General features: G+C 69.4%; 2 protein-coding genes. Both read right to left on the bottom strand.

The features are described 5' to 3' along the window. Positions 1-484: biotin/lipoyl-containing protein (locus HG543_RS52330; RefSeq protein ID WP_211194779.1), on the bottom strand; the 484-nt coding region annotated here is incomplete at its 3' end. Continuing rightward, entirely contained in the window at positions 474-3359 is a 2886-nt protein-coding gene (locus HG543_RS52325; protein ID WP_169352469.1) for a 2-oxoglutarate dehydrogenase E1 component, read from the bottom strand. The genes HG543_RS52330 and HG543_RS52325, both read right to left, overlap by 11 nt. Positions 3360-3648: the final 289 nt, after the last annotated feature.

Genomic DNA, 3648 nt, shown 5'->3' with positions numbered 1-3648 from the left:
GAGCCTGGGTGGGGGCGGGGGTGGACGGACGGTTGATTTGACCGAGCACGTCCTCCTTGGTGATGCGGCCACCGGCGCCGCTGCCCTTCACCTGGGAGAGGTCGACCTGGTTCTCCTCGGCCACCTTGCGCGCGGTGGGCGTCATGCGCGCGTCCACGCTGGCGCCGGCCGGAGCCTGGGGGGCCGCGGCGGGAGCAGGCGTGGGCGCGGCGGCGGCCGCCGCGGGCTTCGCGGCGGAGGCACCGGCACCGGCCTCGATGAGGCCCAGCACCTCGCCCACGCGGACCTTGTCGCCCTCCTTGAAGGCGATGCTGGCCAGGGCGCCGGCGGCGGGAGCGGGCACGTCGATGGTGACCTTGTCCGTCTCCAGCACGACGAGAGGCTCGTCGGCGGAGACCGCGTCACCCTTCTTCTTGTTCCACTTTCCGACGACGGCCTCGGTGATGGACTCGCCCAGGGGGGGCACTTTCAATTCAACGGCCATTCTTGGTCCCTCGGAAGATGGCTTCCTCGATGATGAGCTGCTGCTCGTACTCGTGCGTCTTGGGGAAGCCGGTGGCAGGGCTGGCGGCCTCCGCGCGCCCGATGTAGCCGATCTTCACCGGCTGCTGCGAGCGCGTAGATGCCAGGTCGTGCAGGCGGGGGAACATGAAGTGCCAGCCGCCCGCGTTGCGCGGCTCCTCCTGCACCCAGAGGAGCTCCGCGAGCTTCGGCATCTTCGCGACGAGGCCTGCCAGCTCGTCGAAGGGGAACGGGTAGAGCTGCTCCAGCCGGACGATGGCGATGCTGTCGTCCTTGCGCTCGTTCCGGGCCTTGACCAGGTCGTAGTACACCTTGCCGCTGCACAGGATGAGCCGCGTGACGCCCGCGGGCGCCACCGTGTCCAGGATGACCTCCTGGAAGGTGCCCGTGGCCAGCTCTTCAATCTTGCTGGTGGCCTCGGGCCGGCGCAGCAGGCTCTTGGGCGACATGATGACCAGCGGCTTGCGCACGGGGCGCAGCACCTGGCGGCGCAGCAGGTGGAAGATCTGCGCGGGCGTCGTGGGGTAGCAGACCTGGATGTTGTCCTCGGCGCACAGGTCCAGGAAGCGCTCCAGACGCGCGCTGGAGTGCTCGGGGCCCTGGCCCTCGTAGCCGTGCGGCAGGAGCAGGGTGATGCCGCTCAGGCGGCGCCACTTGCTCTCCGCGGCGGCGATGAACTGGTCGATGATGATTTGGGCGCCGTTGGCGAAGTCGCCGAACTGGGCCTCCCACGCCGTCAGGCCGTCCGGCACGTCCAGGCTGTAGCCGTACTCGAAGCCGAGCACGCCCATCTCGGACAGCGGGCTGTTGTGGATGTGGAAGCTGCCCTTGCCGGTGACGAACTGGCGCAGGGGCACGTACTCCTCGCCCGTCTGGATGTCGTGCAGCACCGCGTGGCGGTGGCTGAAGGTGCCGCGCTCGCTGTCCTGGCCGGTGATGCGGACGTTGTAGCCCTCGGACAGCAGCGTGGCGTAGGCCAGCGACTCGCCCTCGCTCCACTGCAGCTCACCGCTGTCCAGCATGCCCAGGCGCTTCTTGATGACGGTGCGCTCCACGTCGCGGTGGACGTTGAAGCCCTCCGGCAGCGTGGACAGCTTGCGCAGCGCCTCGCACAGCTTGTCCTTGTCCACCCCGGTGGTGACCTGCGGGGCGCTCTTCAGCAAGCCGCCCTTGTACGGCCCCCACAGGCCCTCCAGCGCGCTGGGCTCCTTGAACTGGCTCTCCTGCCGCGCGCGGGTGAGCGCCGCGTCGAACTCCTGCTGGCAGCGCTGCTTGATGGCCTCGGAGTCCTCCGCGGAGATGCGGCTCTGCTCCGCCAGCCGCGCCGCGTAGAGCGTGCGCACGGTGGGGTGCTTGCGAATGATGTCGTACATCGCCGGCTGCGTGAACGAGGGCTCGTCGCCCTCGTTGTGGCCGTAGCGGCGGTAGCAGACGAGGTCGATGACGACGTCGCTCTTGAAGGTCTGCCGGTACTCGGCCGCCAGCCGCGCCACGTGGACGCAGGCCTCCGGGTCGTCCCCGTTCACGTGGAAGATGGGGATGTCCAGCATCTGCGCGATGGCCGTCGCGTAGATGGACGAGCGCGAGTCGTGCGGGTCGGTGGTGAAGCCGACCTGGTTGTTGATGACGACGTGGACGGTGCCGCCCGTCGTGTAGCCCTTGAGGCCGGCGAGGTTGAGCGTCTCCGGGACCACGCCCTGGCCGATGAAGGCCGCGTCGCCGTGGATGAGCAGCGGCATGACGCCGGTGCGCTCGGTGTCACCGCCGCGGTCCTGCTTGGCGCGCACGCGGCCTTCCACCACCGGATTGACGCACTCCAGGTGGCTGGGGTTGAAGGCCAGCGACAGGTGCACGGAGCGGCCCTGGCGCGTCTGGCGGTCCGACGAGAAGCCCATGTGGTACTTCACGTCGCCGCGGCCCAGGTAGGCCTTGGGGTCCTTGGGGCCGTCGAACTCGCTGAAGATCTGATCCGGCTTCTTGCCGAGGATGTTCGTCAGCACGTTGAGGCGGCCGCGGTGGGCCATGCCGATGACGATTTCCTTCAGGCCCATGCCGCTGCCCACTTCCGCGAGCGCGTCCAGCATGGGGATGAGGGCCTCGCCACCGTCGAGGCTGAAGCGCTTGGCGCCCACGTACTTCGTGTGCAGGAAGTGCTCGAAGCCCTCGGCGTAGGACAGCTGCGTGAGGATGTGGCGCTGGTCCTCGACGGAGAACTCGGTGCGGTTCTCGCTGTGCTCCATGCGCTGCATCAGCCAGCGGCGGCGGCTGCTGTCGAGCATCTGCATGTACTCGACGCCGATGCTGCCGGTGTACGTGCGGTGCAGCCGGCCCAGCAGGTCGCCCAGGCGCACGCGCTGCTCGGGGAAGACGTTGTTGCACTCCACCTGCTGCTCGCGCTCGCGCGCGGAGAAGTGGCCGTCATCCACCATGCCCACGTCCGCCACGTGCTCCAGCGGGGGGCGGGGACGGTTGAGCGGGTCCAGGTTCGCGCGCAGGTGGCCGCGCAGGCGGAAGGCGGTGATGGTCTGGTCCACCTTCGCCTGCAGGCCCACCACGTCCTGGGCGGGAGCGGCGGCGGCGGGGGCCTGCGCGACGGCCTGGGCCATCTGCTGCGCGGCGGCGGCCTTGCCATTGCCCTTGCCGGCGGGAACCACCGGAGCGGCGGCCGCTTCCAGCAGCTTCGTGCTGAAGATGGGTCGGCCGGCGCCATCATTGCGCTCGAACACCTCGCGCCAGCTCGCATCCACGCTGGCGGGGTCCTCGAGGTAGCGGGCGTAGAGCCCTTCGATGAAGTCGATGTTGGCGCCGGAAAGGAACGTGTCCTGGAAATTCGCCATGGCGGTGTCGTCTTTTATCGGGAAGGGCGCCCGGATGGGGGTTTTTCGCCGCATCTTGTTGGGCACCCCAGGTTGTCCGGGGCGCGGGAGCGCCCCATGGGAGCAGGTGGATTCATGCGCTACGTGAGCGCAACTTCACCCCGGAAAGCCCCGTCTGCTGGGACTCACCGGAGGTCCGGACGGGGGCGCTCCACGGGGGACGCGGCCGGATCCGCCTCGGCGTAGTAGTGAACGATTCGCTCCGGGGTCGGCATCCCCGGCGGCCCCGGGGGCGGGGGGAGGATGTGGG

The organism is Pyxidicoccus fallax, from assembly GCF_012933655.1.
Lineage (GTDB): Bacteria > Myxococcota > Myxococcia > Myxococcales > Myxococcaceae > Myxococcus > Myxococcus fallax.
This window is presented reverse-complemented; position numbering and strand designations above follow the sequence as displayed.

What these genes read in the sequence shown, in the direction of transcription:
- HG543_RS52325 (WP_169352469.1), bottom strand. Translation starts at nt 3,359, where the DNA reads ATGGCGAATTTCCAGGACACGTTCCTTTCCGGCGCCAACATCGACTTC.